The sequence below is a fragment of the Massilia mucilaginosa genome (genome assembly GCF_011682145.1).
Classification (GTDB): domain Bacteria; phylum Pseudomonadota; class Gammaproteobacteria; order Burkholderiales; family Burkholderiaceae_D; genus Telluria_A; species Telluria_A mucilaginosa.
Genome location: NZ_WHJH01000257.1, coordinates 1 through 352, shown reverse-complemented (window position 1 = coordinate 352; position 352 = coordinate 1). Strand labels below are relative to the sequence as shown.

The following is a 352-nucleotide window of genomic DNA, read 5'->3' as shown; positions in this document are numbered from 1 at the left end:
GTTCTGGATCACGTTTCAGAGCGGCTCCTACAACGTGTAAGTCCCCAGCTCGCCCGCCTACTGTACAGCCGCGATGCGGAATACTTCCGTGCCGATGGCGTTTCTTCCCTGCCAACTCTTCCCGCCGGCGCCGATGCCGGCACCACTGCGCCGCTTGAACTGAGCGGCGTCGATTTCCTGCGCGCCATGAAGGCGACGGAACAGCTCAACCGCGAACTGGCCAAGGCCGATATGGCACCGGTACGGGCGCTGCGCACCGCTCCCAACGCCCAGTTCGCCCTGGCGCGCCAGGTTGGCAAGGCGCTGGGCATCGAGGTTAATTTCGTGAGCAAGAACGCAGAGTTCGAGGGCG

Annotated in this window: 1 protein-coding gene; it reads left to right on the top strand. The window is 63.9% G+C overall.

Features of this window, described 5'->3' with window-relative positions; all coding sequences use genetic code 11:
• A partial coding sequence (locus F2P45_RS34760; protein WP_166882718.1) for a hypothetical protein occupies positions 1–352 on the top strand: 352 nt, incomplete at both ends.